The following is a 19,707-nucleotide window of genomic DNA, read 5'->3' as shown; positions in this document are numbered from 1 at the left end:
TCACCGCGCCGCGGTGTCCAGCAGTTCGGCGAGGCCGGCCGGCGTGGGGGTGCGGTACACGGCCCGGACGGAGATGCGCCGGCCCAGCCGGCCGCGCACCCGCTCGGTCAGCTCGGCGGCGAGCAGGGAGTGCCCGCCCAGCCGGAAGAAGTCCTCGGCGGGGCCGGGCGCCGGGATGCCCAGCACCTCGCCGAACAGGGCGCACAGGGCCCGTTCGGCCGGGGTGCGGCCGGCCGGTGCCGCGGGCTCCGCCTCGCCCGGTGCCCCGGGGTCGGGCAGGGCGGCGCGGTCGAGCTTGCCGTTGGCCGTCAGCGGCAGGTCGTCCAGCTCCACCAGGACCGCCGGCACCTGGTGGGCGGGGAGCAGCGCCTCCGCGTGCGCGCGGAGGTCCGCCGGGTCCACGGGGTCCGGGCCGGAGCGGGTCACGTAGCCGACCAGCCGGTGACCGCCAACGTCCCGCCGGGCCACCACCGCGGCCCGGCCGACGCCGGGGTGGCGCAGCAGCGCGGCCTCGGTCTCGCCGGGCTCCACCCGGAAGCCGCGGATCTTCACCTGGTCGTCGGTGCGGCCGGCGAAGACCAGTTCCCCGGCGGCGTCCCGGCGCACCAGGTCCCCGCTGCGGTACATCCGCTCGCCGGGCGCGCCGTGCGGATCGGCGACGAACCGCCGCGCGGTCAGGCCGGGCCGGCCCAGATAGCCGCGGGCGAGCTGGGCTCCGGCGATGTACAGCTCCCCGGTGTCCGCGGGGCGGAGCCGCTCGTCCAGCACATAGCAGCGGGCTCCGGTCAGGGCCGGGCCCAGCGGGGCGGCGGCGGGCCAGTCGGTGGGGTCGCCGTCGAGGGTGTACGCGGTGGCGGCGTGGGTCTCGGCGGGTCCGTAGATGTTGTGCACGCGCAGCGGGCCGGCGGGGCGGCCGGCCGCGAAGGCGCGGATGCGGCCGTCGACGGTCAGTGCCTCGCCGCCCTGGTAGACGTCGGTCAGGGCGGGCAGGTCGGAGCCCCGGGCGCGGGCGGCGGCGAGGAGCGCGTCGAGCACCGAGGTCGGCGCGAACAGCTCGTTCACCCGCTGCCGGTCGCACCACTCGGCCATGGCGTCCATGTCGGTGCGCACCTCGTCGGGCGGGATCACCACCGTCTGCCCGGCGACGAGGGCGGCCAGGATCTCCTGGACGGAGAAGTCGAAGCCGATCGCGGTGAACTGCGCGGTGCGCTTGCCCGGCCGCACCGGCATGGCGGTGCGGTGCCAGTCGAGCAGGTTGGCCAGGCCGCGGCAGGGCATGACGATGCCCTTGGGGGTGCCGGTGGAGCCGGAGGTGTAGACGACGTAGGCCGGGTGGTCCGGGAGCAGGCCGCTCCGGTCGGGGCCGGGGCCGTCCGCGGGGCCGTCTCCGGGGCAACCTCCGGCCGGTTCCCCCCGCTCTCCGGACTCCTCCCGCTTCCCCGGCTCGTCGCGCAGCACCGGGTGGTCCGGGGTGAGCACCAGGGCGGGGCGGGCGTCGCGGAGCAGGAACGCGACGCGCTCCCGGGGGTAGCCGGTCTCCACGGGCAGATAGGCGCCGCCCGCCTTCAGCACCGCCACCATGGCGACGACCAGCTCGGCCGAGCGGGGCAGCAGGACCGCCACCACGCTCTCGGGCCCGACGCCCCGGGCGGCCAGCCGGCGGGCGAGACGGTCGGCGCGGGCGTGCAATTCGCGGTGGGTGAGGGTCTCGTCCTCGTAGACCACCGCGGCCGCCGCGGGGTCGCGGGCGGCCCCCTCCTCCAGCAGCTCGGCCGGCATCCGGCCGGTGGCCCCGGCCGGTCCGGCCCGGCCGGCCGCCAGGGACGCCGGGCGCTGGTCGGTCCAGTGTTCCTCGACGTGGGCCACGCAGGAGTCGTACGGTCCCGGGCCGTGCACGGTGCGCCAGCCGGGCGGCACGGGCAGCGGCTCGGGCCACAGCGAGTGCCGGCCCTCGCCGTCGGCCAGGACCAGGTACCGGCCGCCGGTGTCCTCGAAGGGGTTCACCGGGCCGCCCCCACCGGCCCTGCGGCGAGCGGCCCCGTGGCCAGCGCGTCCGCGGCCTCGTCCAGGCCGGTGCGCAGGCAGGCCGCCAGCTCCTCGAAGTCCTCGTCGCCGTAGACGAGGGTGGGGATGAGCTGGACGCAGCCGGGGCCCGGTTGCACGGTCAGCCCGGCGCGGCGCAGCGCGGCGACCGTCAGGAGCACGCCGGGGAAGGGGAGTCGGCCCCCGTCGGTGCCGAGCCGCAGCGCCTGGAAGCAGCCGGTGCCGCCGTGCCCGGTGACCAGCGGGTGGCCGGAGAGCCCGGCCAGGACGCCGGTGAGCCGCTCGCCGGTCTCGCGGGGCGTCCGGGCGCCGTCGAGCCGCTCCAGCTCCCCGATGGACGCGGTGATCGCCGCGCAGGTGGTGGGTGCGGCGGCCTGGGTCTCGCCGTGCACCAGCACCGCGTCGGCCCGCTCGAACTCCTCGCACACCTGGTGGCTGACGAGGACGGCGGCCGCGCCGCAGGTGCCGTTGGTGAGCCCCTTGGAGGTGATCAGCACGTCCGGGCGCACCGGCCAGGCCTCGGAGGCGAAGTTCCGCCCGGTGCGCCCGAATCCGGTGGCGACCTCGTCGGCCACCAGCAGGAAGCCGTAGGTCTCCCGCAGGGCGGCCAGGGCCGTGAGCATCGTCTCCGGCAGCGGGAAGGCGCCCGTACCGAGGACGGGTTCGACGACGACCGCGGCCACCCGCTCGCCCTCGACGCCGAGCAGCGCGGCCAGTTCGGCCGGGTCGTCGTGGCGGACGTGCCGCACCAGGCTGCGGTCCACGGAGTAGGCGGCCTGGCCGAGGTCCTCCCCGGTCAGCCCGTGGGCGCCGTAGGTCATGCCGTGGTAGCTGCCCCGGAGCCCGACGACGAGGCGGCGGCCGGGCTCACCGCGCAGGGCCGCGTACTGGCGGGCGAGTTTCATGGTGACGTCGTTGGCGGCGCTGCCGGAGGTCGAGTGGATGACCCGGCCGAAGTGTTCCGGGCCGCAGAGCGCGACGAGGGCGCGGGAGGCGTCCACCGCGGGCCGGTGGCTGGTCCGGAAGGTGGGCAGGTAGGAGGCGGTGCGCAGGGCCTCGCCGATGGCGTCGGCCACCCGCGGGTTGTTGTAGCCGAAGTTGACGTTCCAGAGGCCGCTGGTGCCGCAGAGGCGCCACCGCCCGTCGGCGTAGAGGACCCTGGTGCCCTCGGCCCGGATCGCGGTGCGGGCGGGGTCGGCGAAAGAACTCGGCGGGCCGAACTGCTCCCACAGCGGATAGCGGGTCTCGGTCGTCATGCCGTCCTCCTCGGTCGGGTGGCCACGGCCGCATGCTGACGGCCGCGCCTCCAGCTCCGGTGGAGGACCGGTGCACCGGCGCCGCCGCCCCCGCGCGCGTCCGGCTCGACCGGTACTGCAGGGCCCCGGCGGACACTGCGCGCACCTGTGTTCGGAAGGGGGACACGCATGTACGACGTGATCATCGTGGGCGGCGGGTCGGCCGGCGGAGTGCTGGCGGCCCGGCTGAGCGAGGACCCGGACCGCCGGGTGCTGCTGCTGGAGGCCGGGCCGGACGACCCCGTCTTCCGGGGGCCCGCGCATCTCTGGGGATACACCGGCGAGGACGGGCGGCCGCTGCCCCGCGGCCGGATCCTCGGCGGCTGCTCCGCGGTCAACGCCGCCATCGCCCTGCACGGCCGGCCCGCCGACCACGACGCCTGGGCGGAGCGGTGGGCGGTCCGCGGCTGGTCCCACGCCGACCTGGCGCCCGCCCGCCGCGCGGTGGCGGAGACCGTTCCCGTACGCCGCCCGGAGCCGCGCGAACTGTCCGGGCTGAGCCGGGCGTTCCTGGAGACGGCGGTGACCCTGGGCCACAAGCCGGTGGAGGACCACAACGCGCCGGACGCCCTCGGGGCCGGTCCGGTACCGCTCAACGAGGCCGGCGGGGTGCGGCAGAGCACGGTGGTGACGCATCTGGCGGCCGCCCGCGGCCGGGCGAACCTCACCGTGCTCACCGGTGCCGCCGTGGACCGGGTCCTCGTCTCCGGCGGCCGGGCGCGCGGCGTACGGCTGGCCGACGGCCGGGAGTTCACGGCCGGGGTGACGGTGCTGGCGGCCGGCGCGTACGGCAGCCCGGCCGTCCTGCTGCGCAGCGGCGTGGGGGACCCGGCGGAGCTGCGCCGGCTCGGCGTGGAGCCGGTGCTGGACCTGCCCGGGGTGGGGGCGGGACTCCAGGACCATCCGCTGGTGACCCTGTGGCTGGAGGGGCCGGCGGGCATCACGTCACCGATGTTCCAGGCCCTGGTCACCGCGGGGGACGGCGTCCCCGAGCTGCACTTCCTCGCCGGGGCCCCGCCGCCCGCGCCGGGACGCGGGGAGCCCGGCCCGGACCGGGAGCCGTTCGTCGTCAACACCGGTCTGCTGAGGCCGCGTTCGCGGGGCCGGCTGCGGCTGCGCTCGGCCGGTCCCGCCGATCCGCCGCTGATCGACCTCGGCCTGCTCTCGGATCCGGCCGACCTGCCCGGGCTGCGCCGGGGTGTGCGGGAGCAGCTCCGCATGATCCGCACCGGGCCGCTGGCCGGGCTGGTGACGCGGGCCCCGGAGGGCACGCCGCACCCGGACGCGGACGACGCGGTGCTCGACCGGTGGATCCGGGCGAACACCGGCAGCTACCACCATCCCGTCGGCACCTGCGCGATGGGCCCGGACCCGGCGGCGGGCGCCGTGGTCGACGAGCGGTGCGCGGTGCACGGGCTGGAGGGGCTGCGGGTGGTGGACGCCTCGGTGTTCCCCGAGGTCCCCTCGGTCAACACCAACCTCCCGGTGATGACCGCCGCCGAGCACGCCGCCCGCCGGCTCTGACCGGAGCGGGGCCACGGCACGCAAGCACACGGCACGGCGGCACACGGGACGGCGCGGCGGCTCCCCGTCCGGGGGGCCGCCGCGCCGGGTCCGGGCGCGCGGGGTGTCACACCGCGGTGACGACCTCGTCGTACTCCAGCCGCGGCAGCCGGGGGTGCCCGGCCTCGCCGGCCGGCTTGCCGATGTTGAGGACCACCAGGGACTTGTGGGCGCCGTCGGGGAAGAACTCCCGGTCCATCGCCTCGGCGTCGAAGCCCGACATGGGGCCGACGTCCAGACCGGCAGCGCGCAGGCCGATGATGAAGTAGGCGATCTGCAGACCCGCGTTGAGCTTCGCGGAGTGGTCGCGGACGGCGGCGTCGCCGTAGAAGACGTCCTTCGCCTGCGGGAAGAAGGGGAAGAGCCGCGGGAGTTCCTCGTGGAAGTCGATGTCCGCGGCGAGCACGGCCACCAGCGGGGCCCGGCCCGTCTTGTCGCGGTTGGCGTCGACCATGCACGGCAGCAGCCGGGCGCGGGCCTCCTCGGAACGGATCAGGACGATGCGGAGCGGGGTGGAGTTGAACTCGGTCGGACCGTACTTCACCAGGTCGTACACCGCGCGGACGGTCTCCTCCGCGACGGGTTCGTCCGCGAACTCGCTCGCGGTCCTGGCCGCACGGAACAGCAGGTCCTGGGTCTCGTCGTCGAGTTTCAGCGGCGCGGACAGAGCAGTGGTCACGGCGGCTTCCTTTCCTCGGGGCCTGGGGTGGCACGTCGGCGCCACCTTCGCAGCGGGCGCTCGACCGGCGGTGGGGTGCCGGTGGCGCCCGCCGGGACGGGCGCGGGGACGGCGGACGCGCCCGTACCCCGCGCCCGGTGGACGCGGGGTACGGGCGGTGCGGCCGGTGCGGGTCCCGCCCGGTGCTCACGGCGCTCGGCTCGGCGCTCAGCGCATGGAGCCGACCTGCTTGCCCTCGATGTGGCTCTGCACATACCGGTAGGAGCTCTCGCCGACCTTGGCGCCGAGTCCCTTGCTCGCCTCGGTGGCGGCCTTGAAGTGCACACCGCCCCAGACGCGGCTCTTCGCGCAGTCGTCGACCATCTCGTTCCAGTCGGTCCAGCGGATCGAGGTGTCCTTCGCGGGCGTCACCCCGGGCTCGATGTAGGAGCCGCCCTTCTCGACGTCGTAGCGGATGTCCGTCCGGTCACCGCCGCCGACGAGCTTGCCGACCTCGGCCTGGGCCGCGCAGAAGGCGGTGGAGCCCGAGGGGTACTCCGGGTGGTCGGACACCTGGAGGTAGCTCTGCCAGTCCTCGGCCGGCATGTCGTCGACCGTCCCCTTGCCGGGGCCGCCCCAGGCCCGCAGCTTCTGGCCCGCGTACAGGTACCGGATGGCGGTGAACGGCCGGGGCGCGTCGTACTTCCGCTTGTTGTACCAGGAGGCCAGCATCACGTCGAAGCCCGCGATGTGCGAGGCCGTGGCGCTGTGGATGAACTCCATCAGGTCGTCGCTGATCTCGCCCATGAAGCCGGAGGCGAAGATGAGCTTGTCGTTGAAGAACTCGGCCTTCAGCTTCTGCTCGTCGGTGAGGTTGGCGGAGGCCCGCAGCACCTCCTCCGCCTGCCGCTTGTAGGCCGCGCGGTTGCGGTGGTTGCTCGACCGGGGCTTGGAGACCAGCAGGTCCTTCGGGTCCGCGAACGAGTACGGCTTGGCGCGCCCGAGCTGGGCGGTGACGAACGACTGGGCGGTGAAGATGCCGTTCCCCGTGGAGACGAGCGCCGGCTGCCAGCGCGAGGGGTTGCGGATGTCGTAGGGGGTGTTCACCGGCTTGTAGCCGGTGTAGTCGGAGTAGGGCCGCTGGTGGTACTTCTGCCCGCCCTCGTTGCCGAGCTGGTTCATGCCGTCGTTCTCGCGCTTCTCCACCACGGCGTTCCCCGCGGCGTTGCCGAGGCCGACCGGTGTGGTGCGGTCGGTGGAGTCGTCGTCCGGGTCGAGGCCCACGGAGGTGAGCATCTCGCGCCACTGCGCGTCATAGGTCGGCATGAGGCTCTGCATGACCCGGTAGGTGGAGTACAGCATCGCCGTGTTGAGGTTCTTCTGGGTGGCCTCCGAGGCGGGACGGCGGCCGAGGTCGGAGTGGATGCCGACGGCGGTGGGGTGGTAGGGCGCGGTGGCGTCGAACCAGGAGCTCTCCATCAGCGCGGAGACCCGCAGGACGAGGGTGCCGTCCATGGCGACCTGGTTGATGTGCTTGCGCACCGCCGGGCCGACTCTGGGATAGATGACCTCCAGAGCCGAGTTCCCCTCGGTGAAGTCGAACGCCTGCCGGCCGTCGGCGGCCGCGGCGCGTTCGCCGTCGCGGGTCTCCGCCACCGCGAAGCCGGTGGTGGCCACGGCGAGCGCCGTGACGCAGGCGAGGACCAGGGTCCGCGGGGAACGGCCACGCACGGGCCGGTGTGGGTGAGTCATGGTTCGAGCAACCCCTCTCGTGTCGGGCAACGGCCGGAAGGTGTCACGGGCTGCTCAACCTCCGGTGGAAAAGCCCTCGTCCGGCCGGTGGCGCGGCCGGTGGCGCGGCCGGTGGCGTCCGCCGGCGGCGGGACGCGGGCCCGGCTCAGACCTGGCGTTCCGGCAGCTCGACCTGCAAGCCGTCGGTGTCCGGGGTCACCGGGAGCTGGCAGCTCAGCCGGCTGGCCGCGGTGCGCAGGGCGGCGGTGCAGTCCAGCACCTCGTCCTCCAGCTCGTGCACCGGGGGCAGCGCGGTCTGCGCCTCCCGGGGTATGTAGACGTGGCAGGTGCCGCACATGCCCGCGCCCCCGCATTCGGCCACGATCCCCTCGACCCCCTGGGTGACCGCGCCCCGCATCACGCTGATGCCTTCGGGGACCTCAACGATCCGGCTCCGGCCGTCGGCGCTCCGATAAGTGATCTTGGGCATGGCGGAATCTCCTCGCACAGTCGGTCGCGGGCGCGTCGGCCGACCGTGCCAACGCGGGCTGGTGCGGGGACGGAGAGCGCCTCGAACGGGGGCCGGGGATCGAGCCGCCTCCCAGCCCGGCTCCACCGCGCCACCGCAGCGTTCCGCCATGACACTCGAAACCAGAGACCCGAAAGCCGCGAGGACGGACGGGCCCGCGTCCGCCCGCCGGCCCGGGCTGATCCTCTTCGTCTGCTGCGCGGGCCAGTTCCTGGTGGTGCTGGACGGTTCGGTGGTCAATGTGGCCCTGCCGCTGATCGACCACAGTCTGGGACTGCGCGCGGACACCCTGCCCTGGGTGGTCAACGCCTACACGATCGTCTTCGCCGGTGCGCTGCTGCTCGGCGGCCGGCTCGCCGACCTGTTCGGCCGGCGCCGGATGTATCTGGCCGGGATCACCCTCTTCTCCCTCGCCGCCTTCGCGGGCGGTACGGCCGGTGATCCGGCCACGCTGGTCGTCGCCCGGGGGGTGCAGGGCCTCGGCGCCGCGATCATGGCGCCGACGACGCTGAGCGTCCTCGGCACGGTCTTCACCGATCCCCGCGCCCGGGCCCGCGCCTTCGGGATGTGGAGCGCGGTCGCCGGCGCGGGCGGCGCGATCGGGGTGCTGGCGGGGGGCCTGATCGCCGAGTGGCTGTCCTGGCGCTGGACCCTGCTCGTCAACGTGCCCGTCGGCATCCTGCTGTTCGCTCTGGCGGCCGTCGCCGTACCCCCGCGGGAACGCTCCGGGCGGGACCGCGACGGAGTGGACGTGCCCGGCGCGGTCTCCGTGACGCTCGGCCTGATGCTGCTGGTGTACGCCGTCGCGGGCACCGAGACCCACGGCTGGACCGCGCCGCGCACCGCCGGGCTGCTCGCCGCCGGGCTGGGACTCCTCGGGTTCTTCGTGCTGGACCAGGCGAGGATCGCCCGGCACCCGCTGGTCCCCCTCTCCATCTTCCGCATCCGGCAGGTGACCGCGGCCAACATCACGGCGTTCGCGTGCAGCGCGGCGCTCTTCAGCACCTTCTACTTCTTCACTCTGCTGCTGCAGAACGTCCTCGGCTACAGCCCGCTCCAGACCGGCCTGGCCTATCTGCCCATGACGGCGGGGCTGTTCGCGGGGGCCCGGGGCATCGCGCCGGTGGTGCAGCGGCTGGGGCCCCGGCCGGTCCTGCTCGCCGGCCATCTGCTGTCCGCGGCGGGGCTGGGCTGGCTCTCCCTGGCCGGTACGGACGCGACGTTCACCGGCGGGCTGCTCGGGCCGGGGCTGCTGCTGGGCGTGGGGCAGGGCATGGTCATGACCTCCCTGACCATCGCCGCGACCGCTGATCTGCCGTACCACCAGTCGGGGCTGGCCTCCGGCCTGCTGAACACCACGCGCCAGCTCGGCGGTGCCGTGGGCCTGGCGCTGCTGGTGACCGTGGCCAACGGCCGGGCGGCGGACCACTCCTCCGGCACGGGAGGCCCGGGTGCGGGCGGCGGTGCCGGCGAGGTGTCCCGCGAGGCGCTCGCCTCCGGCTACGGACTGGCCTTCGCCACCGCGGCCGGCTTTCTCGCGCTGGGCGTGCTCGGCGCCCTCGCGGTACCGCGCCGCAAGGCCCCGTCCGGCACGGACACCTGACCGGGCCCCGATGGCACGGAAACGGCCGCCCCGGCCGGAAGGAGATCCGGTCGGGGCGGCCGCTGCGTTGGTGCGTCGCCGGCGTGGTGCGGGCCGGCGGTGCCGTCAGACGGCGGGCGCCGGGCCCGCGGCCGGCGCGGGTCCGGCGGCGGGTTCCTCCACGGAGCCCTCCGGCTCCTTCCGCCGGGGCAGCAGCGGCACGACCAGCGCCGCGAGCACCAGCAGCCCGGCGATCGAGGCCAGGGCGATCCGGAAGGCGCCCGCGAAGGTGAGCGCGGTGCCCTCCCGGTCGGCCTCGGCCAGCGCCCGTTCCACGGCGGGCTGCGAGGCCAGCAGGGGCTCCCGGGTGCAGGCGGCGGGCGCGTCGCCGTGCCCGTCCGACTTGGCGCTCGCCTCGGCGCAGCGGGAGAACGCGGTGACCGTCTCGTCGGCCCGCGCCTCCGTGACGCCCGCGGCCACCAGGTCGGACCGCAGCCGCGGCCCCACCTCGTCGACGCTCGAGGCCGCCTGGCCGCCGAGCATCCCGAAGAAGACGACGCTCGCCAGGGCGACGCCGAAGGCGGCACCGAGCTGCTGGTTGGCGTTGAACAGGCCGGACGCGGACCCGGCGTCCTCGGACCGCACATCGGACAGCGCGATCTCGGGCAGCGGGGCGGCGACGAAGCCGAAGCCGACACCGAAGACGAGCAGCGGCAGCACCTGGTGCCAGAACGACACGTCGGCGCCGAACTGCGCGGTCACCCAGACGTAGGCGACGATGCCCACCAGCATCAGCCCCACACCGGCGTGCAGCACCTTGCGCCCGAAGCGGGGCATCAGCACCGCCACGGAGATGCCGGCGCCCGGCGCGGCCCCCAGGCAGAACGGGACCCCGCTCAGCCCGGCGCGCAGCGGGGACCAGCCGAGACCGAGCTGCATGTAGAGCGTCCACGACAGGAAGAAGATGCCCATGCCGATGTTGAACAGCAGGTAGACGCTGACGCCCGCGCTGAAGCCCCGCTGCCCGAAGAGGCTCATCGGCACCAGCGGGTAGCCGCCCCGCCCGGTCTTGCGCCGCTGGTGGGCGACGAACAGCGCGGCGACCGGCACGGCCGCCGCCATGGAGACGAACCCCCAGGCGGGCCAGCCGAGTTCCCGGCCCTGCATGAGCGGGAAGAACAGCAGTAACAGCGCGCCGGTGGCCAGCAGCACACCGGTCAGGTCGAGCCGGACCCGGCGGGGGTCCCGGGACTCCCGGATCACCCGGGCCCCGATGATGATGCCGGCGATGCCGACGGGGACGTTGATCAGGAAGATGGGCCGCCAGGCGAGCCCGAAGAGGTCCCAGTGCGTGAGCACACCGCCCATGACCATGCCCATGATGGCGGCGAGACCGCCGATGGCACCCGCCAGCCCGAACGCCTTGCCGCGTTCGCCGGCGGGGAAGGTGACGTGGATGATGGCCAGCACCTGCGGGATCATGACGGCCGCCGCGGCCCCCTGCACCAGCCGGAACACAGCGAGCTGCCAGGGTTCCTGGGCGATGCCGCAGAGCAGCGAGGCCAGGGTGAAGCCGGTGATGCCGATCATGAAGATCCGTTTGCGGCCGTAGATGTCGCCCAGCCGCCCCCCGGTGATCAGCAGCAGCGCGAAGGCCAGCGCGTAGCCGGCGGTGACCCACTGAATGGCCGCGTAACCGGCACCCAGCGTCGACTGGATGCTGGGCAGCGCCACGTTCACGATCGTGACGTCCAGCAGGTCCATGAAGGACGCCACGAGCAGCACGGTGAGTGCGATCCAGCGGCGCGGGTCGGGGGGAGACTCCGGGGCGGCGGAGTCCTGCGGCGCGTCTTCCGGCAGCTGCCGGGGATCGTCGATCCCGTTTTCAACGGCCATGGTGAACCTTTCTGCTTCATGTGGTGAGCGGCATGCCGCACATGCCCGCTTGGTCACGGGGCTGGTCTGCGGGCCCCCGGACATGGTTCGGCCGCTCCCCGGCGCCATCAGGCTAGGGAGCGGCGCTGGACCGCCGGTCGAGTCCGGCTCGAGACATCCGAGGCCGGGCCCCTACCGGCGCTCCCCCGTTTCCCCCCGGGCGCCGGCCGTCCCCTGCGCTGCCCGGCACGGACCGGGGGCGGGTGTGCGGGCCGGCCCGGAGGCCGGCCCGGACGGTGGTTCTCAGGAGCCCCAGTCGGCCCCCTGGCTGTCGCCCCGGTACGGCGAGTAGGGGCTGTCGGCGGCGGCGGTGAGGTCGGCACCGCCGTCGATGACGAGGATCTGGCCGGTGATCCAGGAGCTCTCCGGTGAGGCGAAGCGGGCGATCCAGGGCGCCACGTCCTCGACCACGCCGGTGCGGCCGAGCGGGTTGGCCGCGGCGAAGCCCCGGAACAGCCCGTCGATCTGCTCGGTGGTGAGCCCGTTGGCGTCGTAGACCTCGGTGCGCACCGCCGAGGGCGCCACCGCGTTGACCCGGATGCCGCGGTTCGCCAGTTCCTTCGCCATGGTCAGGGTGAGGCTGTGGGCGCCGGCCTTGGTGACGGCGTACATCGAGGCGTACGGCTCGGGGTTGTGGCCGGCGACGCTGGAGACGAAGACGATGCTGCCGCCCGGCGAGGTCATCAGCGGCAGCAGCCGGGCGGTGAGGAGCACCGGGCCCAGCACGTTGGTCTCCAGCATCTCCCGCGCGTAGGCCATGTTGGGGTCGGCCACCGGGGTCTGCCGGTAGATGCCCGCGTTGTGCACGAGGACGTCGAGCCGCTCGCCGTGCGACCGCAGCTCCTCGATGACGGCCTGCGCCCCGTCCTCCGTGGTGACGTCGGCGGGTACGGCGACGATCGCGGCGTGCTCGGCGGCGACCTCGGCCAGCCGTTCCTTGCGGCGCCCGGTGATGATCACCGCGGCCGCTCCGCGCCGTGCGAACTCCAGTGCCGCGGCCCGTCCGATGCCGGTGCCGCCGCCGGTGACGACGACGGTCCGGCCGGCGAACTCGGCGGCGCCGTCCGGCGCGGGGGCGGTACCCGGGGAAGCTGCGGTCTCGGACATGGTCTTCGCCTCTCTGGTCGGGGGAGTCATGGGATCAGTCCTCGGCGATCGCGGGCCGCGGTGCTCCGGCGCAGACGGTGTGGCGCCGGTCCGGCAGCCGGCCGGTGAGCAGGTAGCGGTCCACCCGGTCGTCGACACAGCGGTAACCGCGCTTGCCGTAGATCTCGTTGCTGCCGTCGTCCGCGACCGTGATCAGCGGGTGGCCGAGCCGGGCGGCCATCGCGGCACCGCCCGCCCGGTGGGTCTGCGGGTCGTTCTCGGCCTGGACGACGAGGCCGGCGGGCCGGCCGGCGCCGCGGATGCGGGGCGGCGGCTGCGGGGAGTCGGCGCGGAAGGCGCAGACCCACGGCTGGGCCCGGGTCATGCCGAGGCCGTAGGGGTAGCGCTCGCGGAACCGCCGCATGTCGCGTTCGTAGACGCCCGGTTCGCGCGGCCAGGCGGACTCGCAGGTGGCGGCCTCCAGGACGCCGGGGCGGAGTTCGGCCCCGGTGCCGGCCCCGGTTTCCGCCGCTGCTGCCGCCGCCGCGACGCGGGCAGACGGGGCGTCGCCCGCCGCCAGGGAGGCGACCAGGGCCGCCAGATCGGCCCAGCGGGTGCGGTCGTTGGCCAGCGAGCCGACGGTGGCGTCGAAGGCGGTGCGGTTCATGCCGTTCACGGGCCGCTCGGCCAGTTCGGCGGCGGTCCGCTCCACGGTGGCCATCACCCGGCGCTCCGATCCCCCGAGCCCGAGGGTGCCGTCGCGCCGGCCGGCCCAGCGGGCCCAGTCGCCGACGTTCTCGCGGATGGCGACGGCCTGCGCCATGAACTGCTGCCGCCAGGTCCAGTCCGGGTGCCGGACCGAGTCGAGGACGCTCCGGTCCAGCCGGTGCGGGAACAGGGTGCCGTACACGGCGGCCACATAGCTGCCGTACGCGTAGCCGATGAGGTTGAGCTTCCGCTCGCCCAGCGCGGCGCGCACCCGGTCCAGGTCGCGGGCCACGCTGACGGTGCCGATGTGGCGGCGCTCCACTCCGCCCGCCCGCGCGCAGCCCGCCTCGGAGGCGCGGGCGTCGGCCCACAGCCCGGCGAAGGAGGAGTCGGGGGTGCGGGAGTCGAACGGCACGGTGGGGGTGGTCACTTCGCAGTGCACGGGGGACGATCCGCCGGTGCCGCGCAGATCGACGCCGACGAGGTCGTAGGCGGAGCGGAGCGGCGAGTCCGCGAAGCGCAGTGGCGCCCGGCGGCCCATGCCCTCGTTGCCGCCCGGGCCGCCGTTGACGGCGAGCAGCACGCCGCGCGGTCTGCCCTCCGCCGCCAGGCGGCTCACGGCCAGGTCGAGGGTGCGGCCGCGCGGCCGGGCGTGGTCGAGCGGCACCCGCACCGTGGCGCACTCCAGGCGCGCGTCGAAGTCGCAGCGCTCCCAGGCCGGTTGCGGCGGCCGGTGGGCCGCTCCGGCCGGGGCGGCGGCCGGGGTGAAGCCCGTCGCGCCCAGGCCGAGCAGGCCGGTGAGGGCGGCGGCGAGCCAGACCCGGGGCCGGGTCCGGGTCGCGGTCCGTGTCGCGGTCCGCATCACAGACCGCCGAAGTGCTTGACGAGGGTCTCCCCCGCCATCCGGACGGTGTCCAGGTCGTGGGTGTCGGGCAGGTAGAAGACCAGCCCGTCCAGCCCCGCCTCGAAGTACTCGGACACCTGCTCGGCGATCCGGTCGGGGCTGCCCGCCATGGCCATGCCGCCGAGCATCGGCGCCCAGTCGCCCATCGCCGCGCCCATCTCGTCGTAACGGCGCCGCGCCTCCGCGTCGGATTCGTTGATCAGCAGGCACGACATCTTCGTCCGGGTGATCTCGGCCGGGTCGCGGTTCTCCGTCTCGCAGTGGCCGTCGAGGACCTTCAGCTTGTGGCGCACGGTGTCCAGGTCGCCGAAGAGGTTGCAGGCGTCCGCGTAGCGGGCCACCAGGCGCAGGGTGCGCTTCTCCCCGCTGCCGCCGACGAGGATGGGCGGGCCGCCGGGGGCCAGCGGGGGCGGCGAGTTGACCGCGCCGTCGACCCGGTAGTACTCGCCGGTGAAGACGGGCCGCTCGTCCCGGAACATCGGCCGGCAGATCCGCAGGGCCTCCTCCAGCCGGCTGAGGCGCTCGGCGTCCGGCGGGTAGTCGTAGCCGTAGCCGGTGTGTTCCTCCTCGTGCCAGGCCGCGCCGATGCCGAGCACCGCCCGGCCGCCGGAGATCACGTCGAGGGTGGAGACCGTCTTCGCCAGCAGGGCCGGGTTGCGGTAGGTGACGCCGGTGACCGTGGTGCCCAGCCGCACCCGGCTGGTGCGGGCGGCGAGGGCGGCCAGCATCGTGTAGGGCTCCAGGACCGGCTCGTCGGCCTGCCAGCCGATGCCCGGCACGGGCGCCTGGTAGAAGTGGTCCTGCGCCCAGATCGAGTCGAAGCCGGCCTCCTCCGCGGTGCGCGCGATGTCGGTGACGCGGTCGAAGAGCTGGTGCGGCCCCACTCCCGGATAGTCGAACCGCGCTATCTGCAGCCCGAAGCGCAGCACGGGCCGCCGGCCCGTGCCGGACTCATCAGTGGTCCGCTCAGTCGTCTGCATGAACCGGCTCCTTCTTCCCGACGGTGACGTTGGCCGATACCGGTTCCGTACCGTCGCCCACCCCGGTGAAGTGCCGGTCGAGCACCGCTGGACCGGCCCGGCGCCCTCACGCGGAACCGCCCGGTGACCCCCGGTGGCGCCCGCCGGCGGCCCGGTGCGCCGCTCCGCGGCCGTCCCTCCGTTCGACCGGCTCTCCAGCGGTTCTCGGGCCGCGCGGACCACGGTCCGAGCGGAGTCGCCCGCCGCAGCGAAGGAGAAGCCAGTGACCTATGAGCCCGTTCCCGCCACGCACCGGGAGGTGCGGCTCGCCCGGCGGCCGTCCGGTGCGCCCGCCCCCGGTGATCTGGAGGTCGTGGAGGCCCCGTTGCCGGAGGGCGAGGTGCTCGTCCGCAACGAGTGGATGCTGATGGCGTCCGCGTACCGCGAGTTGATGAAGGAGCGGCCGGGGCTGCCGCTCCCGCCGTTCCCGGTCGGCGAGGCGCCGACCGGGCGCACCGTCGGCACGGTGGTGCGCTCCCAGGACCCGGCGGTGCCCGTCGGTGCCCTGGTGGAGCACTTCCAGGGCTGGCGGGAGTACGCCGCCGGGCCCGGCGGCGCGTTCGCCGTCCGCGACCGGGACCTGCTGCCCGGTCCCGAGTACTTCCTGTCCAACGGCCCGACGGCGTGGCTCGGCATGGCCGGGATGGCCGAGGCCGGCCCCGGTGACGTGGTCTTCGTCTCGGGCGCGACGAGCGGGGTGGGCTCCGTCGCGGGCCAGATCGCCAAGGCCCGCGGGGCGCGGCGGGTGATCGGCTCGGCTGGCAGCAAGGAGAAGGCCGAGTACCTGGTGGAGGAGCTCGGCTTCGACGCCGCGTTCGACCGGCACGACGGCCCGGCGCTCGACCTGCTCCGCGAGCTCGCCCCGGACGGGATCGACGTGTTCTTCGACAACACCGGCGGCGAGCAGTTCGAGGCCGCGGTGCAACTGGCCCGTCCCGGTGCCCGGTTCGCGCTCTGCGGGGCGCTCGCCGGCCAGAACGGTGACGACGCCTCGGCCGGGCGGCCCCGGCTGGACCTGCTGACGGCCATCAGCCGGCAGCTCGTCCTCCGGCCGTTCGCCTGCTTCCACACCCCGGATCAGATCGACGGCTGGAACCGGCAGTTCGCGCAGTGGCTGGGCGAGGGCCGGTTCGTGTACCCGCGCACGGTGGTCGAGGGCGGGGTCGCCGGGGCTCCGCGGGCCCTGTTCGACCTGCTCGACCGGAAGTTCTACGGCAATGTCCTCCTCCGGCTCACCGGCGGCACGGACCGGATCGACGAAGGTGGTTCCCGATGACCAGCCCGACCAGCCCGAACAGCCCGAACAGCCCCCGGAGACCGACCGGCTCGGCCGGCCCCGCCGGCCCGTCCGCGGCCGCCGTGCGGACCGGCCTCATCCTCGCCGTCTGCTGCCTCGGCCAGTTCATGTTCGTCCTGGACGTCGCCTCGGTGAACGTCGCCGTACCGGTGATCGCCGAGGCGCTCGGGTTCGACATGGCGGGCCTGCACTGGCTCTACAACAGCTACGCCATCGCCCTCTGCGGCTTCATGATGCTCGGCGGGCGGCTGGCCGACCTCTACGGCCAGCGGCGGGTCTTCCTCGCCGGCGGGGTGATCTTCACCGTGGCCGCCCTCGCGGGCGGGCTGGCGCAGGGCCCGGCGTCCATGGTCGCCGCCCGCGGCCTCCAGGGGCTCGGCGCCGCCATCCTGGTCCCCGTCACCCTGACGGTGCTGGGCACGACCTTCACCGGCGGCCCGCGCCGGACCCGGGCGTTCGGCCTGTGGAGCGGGGTGGCGGGCGGCGGCGCCGCCGTCGGCGTGCTGCTCGGCGGCATGATCACCGAGTGGTTCTCGTGGCGGGGCACCATGCTCGGCACCGCCGCGCTGGGCGTCGTCCTGCTCGTCCTCGTGGCGCGGGCCGTACCCGAGCAGCGCAACACGGACGCCGTGCGCCAGCTCGACCTGCTGGGCGTGCTGTCCCTGACCGGCGGCATCGTGGCCCTGGTGTTCGGCATCAACGAGATCGAGGACCACGGCTGGGCCTCCGCCCGGGTGGTCACCGGACTGACGGCCGCGGCGGCCCTGCTGGCGCTGTTCCTGTACGACCAGGCGCGGATCGCCCGGCAGCCGCTGGTGCCGCTGACCGTCTTCCGCAACCGGTCGGTGTCCGCCGCGAACCTGGTGGCGGTCTGCGCCTGGGGCGCGCTGGGCACCATGTTCTACTTCATCTCCATGCTGTTCCAGGCGGTGCTGGGGTACAGCCCGCTGGAGACCGGCGCCGCCTATCTGCCGCTGGCCCTGGGCATCTTCACGGCGGCCCGCGGCGTCGCCGGCGCCGTGCTCCGCCTCGGCGCCCGCCCGGTGCTGATGACGGGGCTGACCCTGGCGGCCCTGGGCATGGCGTGGCTCGCCCAGGCCGGCCCCGGCACCGCGTACGCCTCGGGGCTGTTCGGTCCGCTGCTGCTGCTCGGCCTCGGCGAGGGCATGGTGCTCACGGCCACGACGACGGCCGCCACCGCGGGGCTCCCCGGCCATCTGGCCGGGCTGGGCTCGGGTCTGCTCAACACCACCCGGCAACTGGGCGGCGCGGTCGGGCTGGTGACGCTGGTGAGCATCGCCACCGGGCTGACGAACGAGGCCGCCGCCCGGGGCGAGGAGTTCCCGCAGGCCCTGATGGCCGGGTTCTCCCCGGCGTTCCTCTTCTCGGCCGCCTTCCTCACCGTGGGCCTGCTCGTCGCGCTCGCGGTCCCGGGCCGGGAGAGCGGCCGGAGCGTCCCGGTGGCGTCCGGGCGTCCCGCACCGGCGCGGGAGCCCGCTCCACCGGTGACCGCCGAGGCGCGGCCCCGGGTCTGACCCGGCCCCGCCGGTCCGCCGGCGCCGACGACGGCCGGGCCCGTCCCCCGCGGTGGGGGACGGGCCCGGCCGTCGTGCGCTGCCTCCGGCTCACCTGCCCCGGTCGGCGGGGACGTCCGGCCGCGGCGCGCCGGCGCAGACGGTCTCCGCACGGCGCGGCAGCACACCGGTCAGCAGATACGTGGTGACCCGGGCGTCGACGCAGCGGTTGCCCCGCACCGCGTACACGTCGTTGCTGCCGTCGTCGGCGACCGTCACCAGCCGGTGGCCGAGCCGCTCCGCCATCGCCCGGCCGCCCGCGTGCCGGAGCACCGGGTTGCCCTCCGCGTGCACCACCAGGCCCTTGGGATAGCCGCTGTTGCGGATGTACGGCGGGCGCTCGGAGGGGGTGAAGCTGCGGAAGGCGCAGACCCAGGGCTGCGCCCGGAGCACCCCGAGGCCGTACGGGTACTTCTCCTTGAAGCGGCGCATGTCCTCGCGGTAGACGGCCATGTCGGTGGGCCAGTCGTCCTCGCAGGTGGCCGCCTCCACGGCGCCGGGGCGCAGCTCACCCTCCGGCTCCTCCCAGGGCTGGAGGGCGGCGTTCGCCCGCCGCTCGGTGTCCGGGTCGCCGGGCCGGTGGACCAGCGCCGAGACCAGGTCGCCGAGTTCGTCCCACTGGGTACGGTCGGCGGCGAGCGCGCCGACGGCCGCGTCGAAGCCGGTGCGGTCCATGTAGCCGACGGGGGTCTCCGCGAGGCTGTCCGCGGCCCGTTCCACGGAGGCGATGACCCGGCGGCCGGAGGTGCCGAGCCCGAAGTGCCCGTCGCGCCGGCCCGCCCAGGCCGCCCAGGCGTCCACGTTGTCGCGGATCGCGTAGGCCTGGCTCTTGTACTGGCCGCGCCAGTCGACCTCGGGGTTGCGCGAGGAGTCCAGCACGCTGCGGTCCATGCGCCGGGGGAAGAGCGTGCCGTACACCGCGCCGGTGTAGGTGGCGTCGCCGTAGCCGAGGAAGTTGAGTTTCCGCTCCCGCAGCACGGCCCGGATGACGTCCATGTCGCGGGCCACCGTCGCCGAGTTGAGGGTGCGCCGCACCGCGCCGCCGGTCCGGGCGCAGGCCGCCTCCTTGGCCCGGGTGTCGGCCACCAGGGCGGGGAAGGCGCTGTCGTCCGGCCGGGAGTCGAACTCGGCCGTCGGCACGGTCACCCCGCACGACACCGGCGCGGATCCGCCGGTGCCGCGCGGATCGAAGCCGACCAGGTCGTACGCGGCGCGCAGCGGGGTGTCCGCCAGCCGCTGCGGGCTCTTGACGCCCAGCCCGCCGTCGCCGCCGGGGCCGCCGTTGAACGACAGCAGCACCCCGCGCCGCAGCGGGCTCGCGGTGCGCAGCCGGCTCACGGCCAGGCCGATCCGCTCGCCGCCCGGCTCGCGGTAGTCCAGCGGGACCCGCACGGTGGCGCACTCCATGCGGGCGTCGAAGTCGCACCGCTCCCAGTGGACGCGCTGCCGGTGGACGGAGCGGAGCGCGGACTGCTGCGCTGCCGCCTGCTGCCGTGCCGCCGTCTGCGCTGCCGTCTGCTGCGGCTGGGCGTGCACGGGGGTGAGCGCGGTGCCGAACACGGCGAGCACACTCGCGCCCGCCACCGCGGCTCCCGTGCTGCCCCGCCGTTCTCGTCTGATCCCCATCGGGCCGTCTCCTTCGTCGTGTCGTCCGGGTGGTCGCTGTCGTTCCGGTGATCGCTGTCATGCCGGCCGTCGCCGGCCGCACTGCCGCCGGCCGGCCACCGGAACCGTGCGGTGGCGGGGTCCAGCCACGCTCGAGGTCGGGTACAGCGGTCCGCTC

At 75.0% G+C, this 19,707-nt stretch carries 14 protein-coding genes; 4 read left to right on the top strand and 10 right to left on the bottom strand.

Annotation, left to right across the window (positions count from 1 at the left end; translation table 11 throughout):
• Window positions 1-2,004 (bottom strand): amino acid adenylation domain-containing protein, encoded by a 2,004-nt coding sequence (locus SXIN_RS19945; protein WP_192883606.1) that lies wholly within the window; start codon window positions 2,002-2,004, stop codon window positions 1-3.
• Window positions 2,001-3,299, bottom strand: coding sequence for a daptide-type RiPP biosynthesis aminotransferase (gene mpaD, locus SXIN_RS19940; RefSeq protein ID WP_019711511.1), 1,299 nt, complete (start codon window positions 3,297-3,299; stop codon window positions 2,001-2,003). Before mpaD ends, SXIN_RS19945 begins: the two co-directional genes overlap by 4 nt.
• Before the next feature lie 168 nt (window positions 3,300-3,467).
• Here mpaD and SXIN_RS19935 point away from each other — a divergent pair, with 168 nt between their 5' ends.
• Window positions 3,468-4,862, top strand: a complete 1,395-nt coding sequence (locus SXIN_RS19935) for a GMC family oxidoreductase (protein ID WP_095757303.1) — start codon at window positions 3,468-3,470, stop codon at window positions 4,860-4,862.
• Between the two features lie 106 nt (window positions 4,863-4,968).
• On the opposite strand, the gene SXIN_RS19930 is transcribed toward SXIN_RS19935, so the two are convergent.
• The 3 genes from SXIN_RS19930 to SXIN_RS19920 all read right to left on the bottom strand — a co-directional run bounded on the left by SXIN_RS19930 (window position 4,969) and on the right by SXIN_RS19920 (window position 7,780).
• A complete protein-coding gene (locus SXIN_RS19930; RefSeq protein WP_019706716.1) occupies window positions 4,969-5,580 on the bottom strand; it encodes a malonic semialdehyde reductase in 612 nt (203 codons plus the stop codon).
• Between the two features lie 207 nt (window positions 5,581-5,787).
• Window positions 5,788-7,311: a vanadium-dependent haloperoxidase gene (locus tag SXIN_RS19925; protein ID WP_157916314.1), complete on the bottom strand. Its 1,524-nt coding sequence runs from the start codon at window positions 7,309-7,311 to the stop codon at window positions 5,788-5,790.
• A 145-nt stretch (window positions 7,312-7,456) separates the two neighbouring features.
• Window positions 7,457-7,780: a 2Fe-2S iron-sulfur cluster-binding protein gene (locus tag SXIN_RS19920; RefSeq protein WP_019711514.1), complete on the bottom strand. Its 324-nt coding sequence runs from the start codon at window positions 7,778-7,780 to the stop codon at window positions 7,457-7,459.
• Window positions 7,781-7,928: 148 nt separating this feature from the next.
• Between SXIN_RS19920 and SXIN_RS19915 the strand changes: the two genes are divergently transcribed.
• Window positions 7,929-9,422 (top strand): MFS transporter, encoded by a 1,494-nt coding sequence (locus SXIN_RS19915; RefSeq protein ID WP_019711515.1) that lies wholly within the window; start codon window positions 7,929-7,931, stop codon window positions 9,420-9,422.
• 105 nt (window positions 9,423-9,527) lie between these two features.
• On the opposite strand, the gene SXIN_RS19910 is transcribed toward SXIN_RS19915, so the two are convergent.
• The 4 genes from SXIN_RS19910 to SXIN_RS19895 form a co-directional block, all read right to left on the bottom strand.
• Window positions 9,528-11,297, bottom strand: coding sequence for an MFS transporter (locus SXIN_RS19910; protein ID WP_095757302.1), 1,770 nt, complete (start codon window positions 11,295-11,297; stop codon window positions 9,528-9,530).
• Between the two features lie 282 nt (window positions 11,298-11,579).
• Window positions 11,580-12,473, bottom strand: a complete 894-nt coding sequence (locus tag SXIN_RS19905) for an SDR family NAD(P)-dependent oxidoreductase (RefSeq protein WP_019711517.1) — start codon at window positions 12,471-12,473, stop codon at window positions 11,580-11,582.
• 4 nt (window positions 12,474-12,477) lie between these two features.
• Window positions 12,478-13,992, bottom strand: coding sequence for an alpha/beta fold hydrolase (locus SXIN_RS19900; protein WP_095757301.1), 1,515 nt, complete (start codon window positions 13,990-13,992; stop codon window positions 12,478-12,480).
• Complete coding sequence (locus SXIN_RS19895; RefSeq protein WP_019711518.1) at window positions 13,992-15,014, bottom strand: LLM class F420-dependent oxidoreductase; 1,023 nt, start codon at window positions 15,012-15,014, stop codon at window positions 13,992-13,994. The genes SXIN_RS19900 and SXIN_RS19895 overlap by 1 nt, the downstream gene beginning before the upstream one ends.
• Window positions 15,015-15,276: 262 nt before the next feature.
• Between SXIN_RS19895 and SXIN_RS19890 the strand changes: the two genes are divergently transcribed.
• Both SXIN_RS19890 and SXIN_RS19885 read left to right on the top strand, forming a co-directional pair.
• Complete coding sequence (locus SXIN_RS19890; protein WP_019711519.1) at window positions 15,277-16,329, top strand: MDR family NADP-dependent oxidoreductase; 1,053 nt, start codon at window positions 15,277-15,279, stop codon at window positions 16,327-16,329.
• Window positions 16,326-17,885, top strand: a complete 1,560-nt coding sequence (locus SXIN_RS19885) for an MFS transporter (RefSeq protein ID WP_095757300.1) — start codon at window positions 16,326-16,328, stop codon at window positions 17,883-17,885. The genes SXIN_RS19890 and SXIN_RS19885 overlap by 4 nt, the downstream gene beginning before the upstream one ends.
• A gap of 90 nt (window positions 17,886-17,975) precedes the next feature.
• Here the strand turns inward: SXIN_RS19885 and SXIN_RS19880 are convergent, their stop codons facing one another.
• Window positions 17,976-19,550 (bottom strand): alpha/beta fold hydrolase, encoded by a 1,575-nt coding sequence (locus SXIN_RS19880; RefSeq protein ID WP_095757299.1) that lies wholly within the window; start codon window positions 19,548-19,550, stop codon window positions 17,976-17,978.
• Between the last annotated feature and the right edge of the window lie 157 nt (window positions 19,551-19,707).

The organism is Streptomyces xinghaiensis S187, assembly GCF_000220705.2.
GTDB lineage: Bacteria > Actinomycetota > Actinomycetes > Streptomycetales > Streptomycetaceae > Streptomyces > Streptomyces xinghaiensis.
Note: the sequence above shows the minus strand (reverse complement) of the source record. Positions and strands in the feature narration are given on the sequence as shown.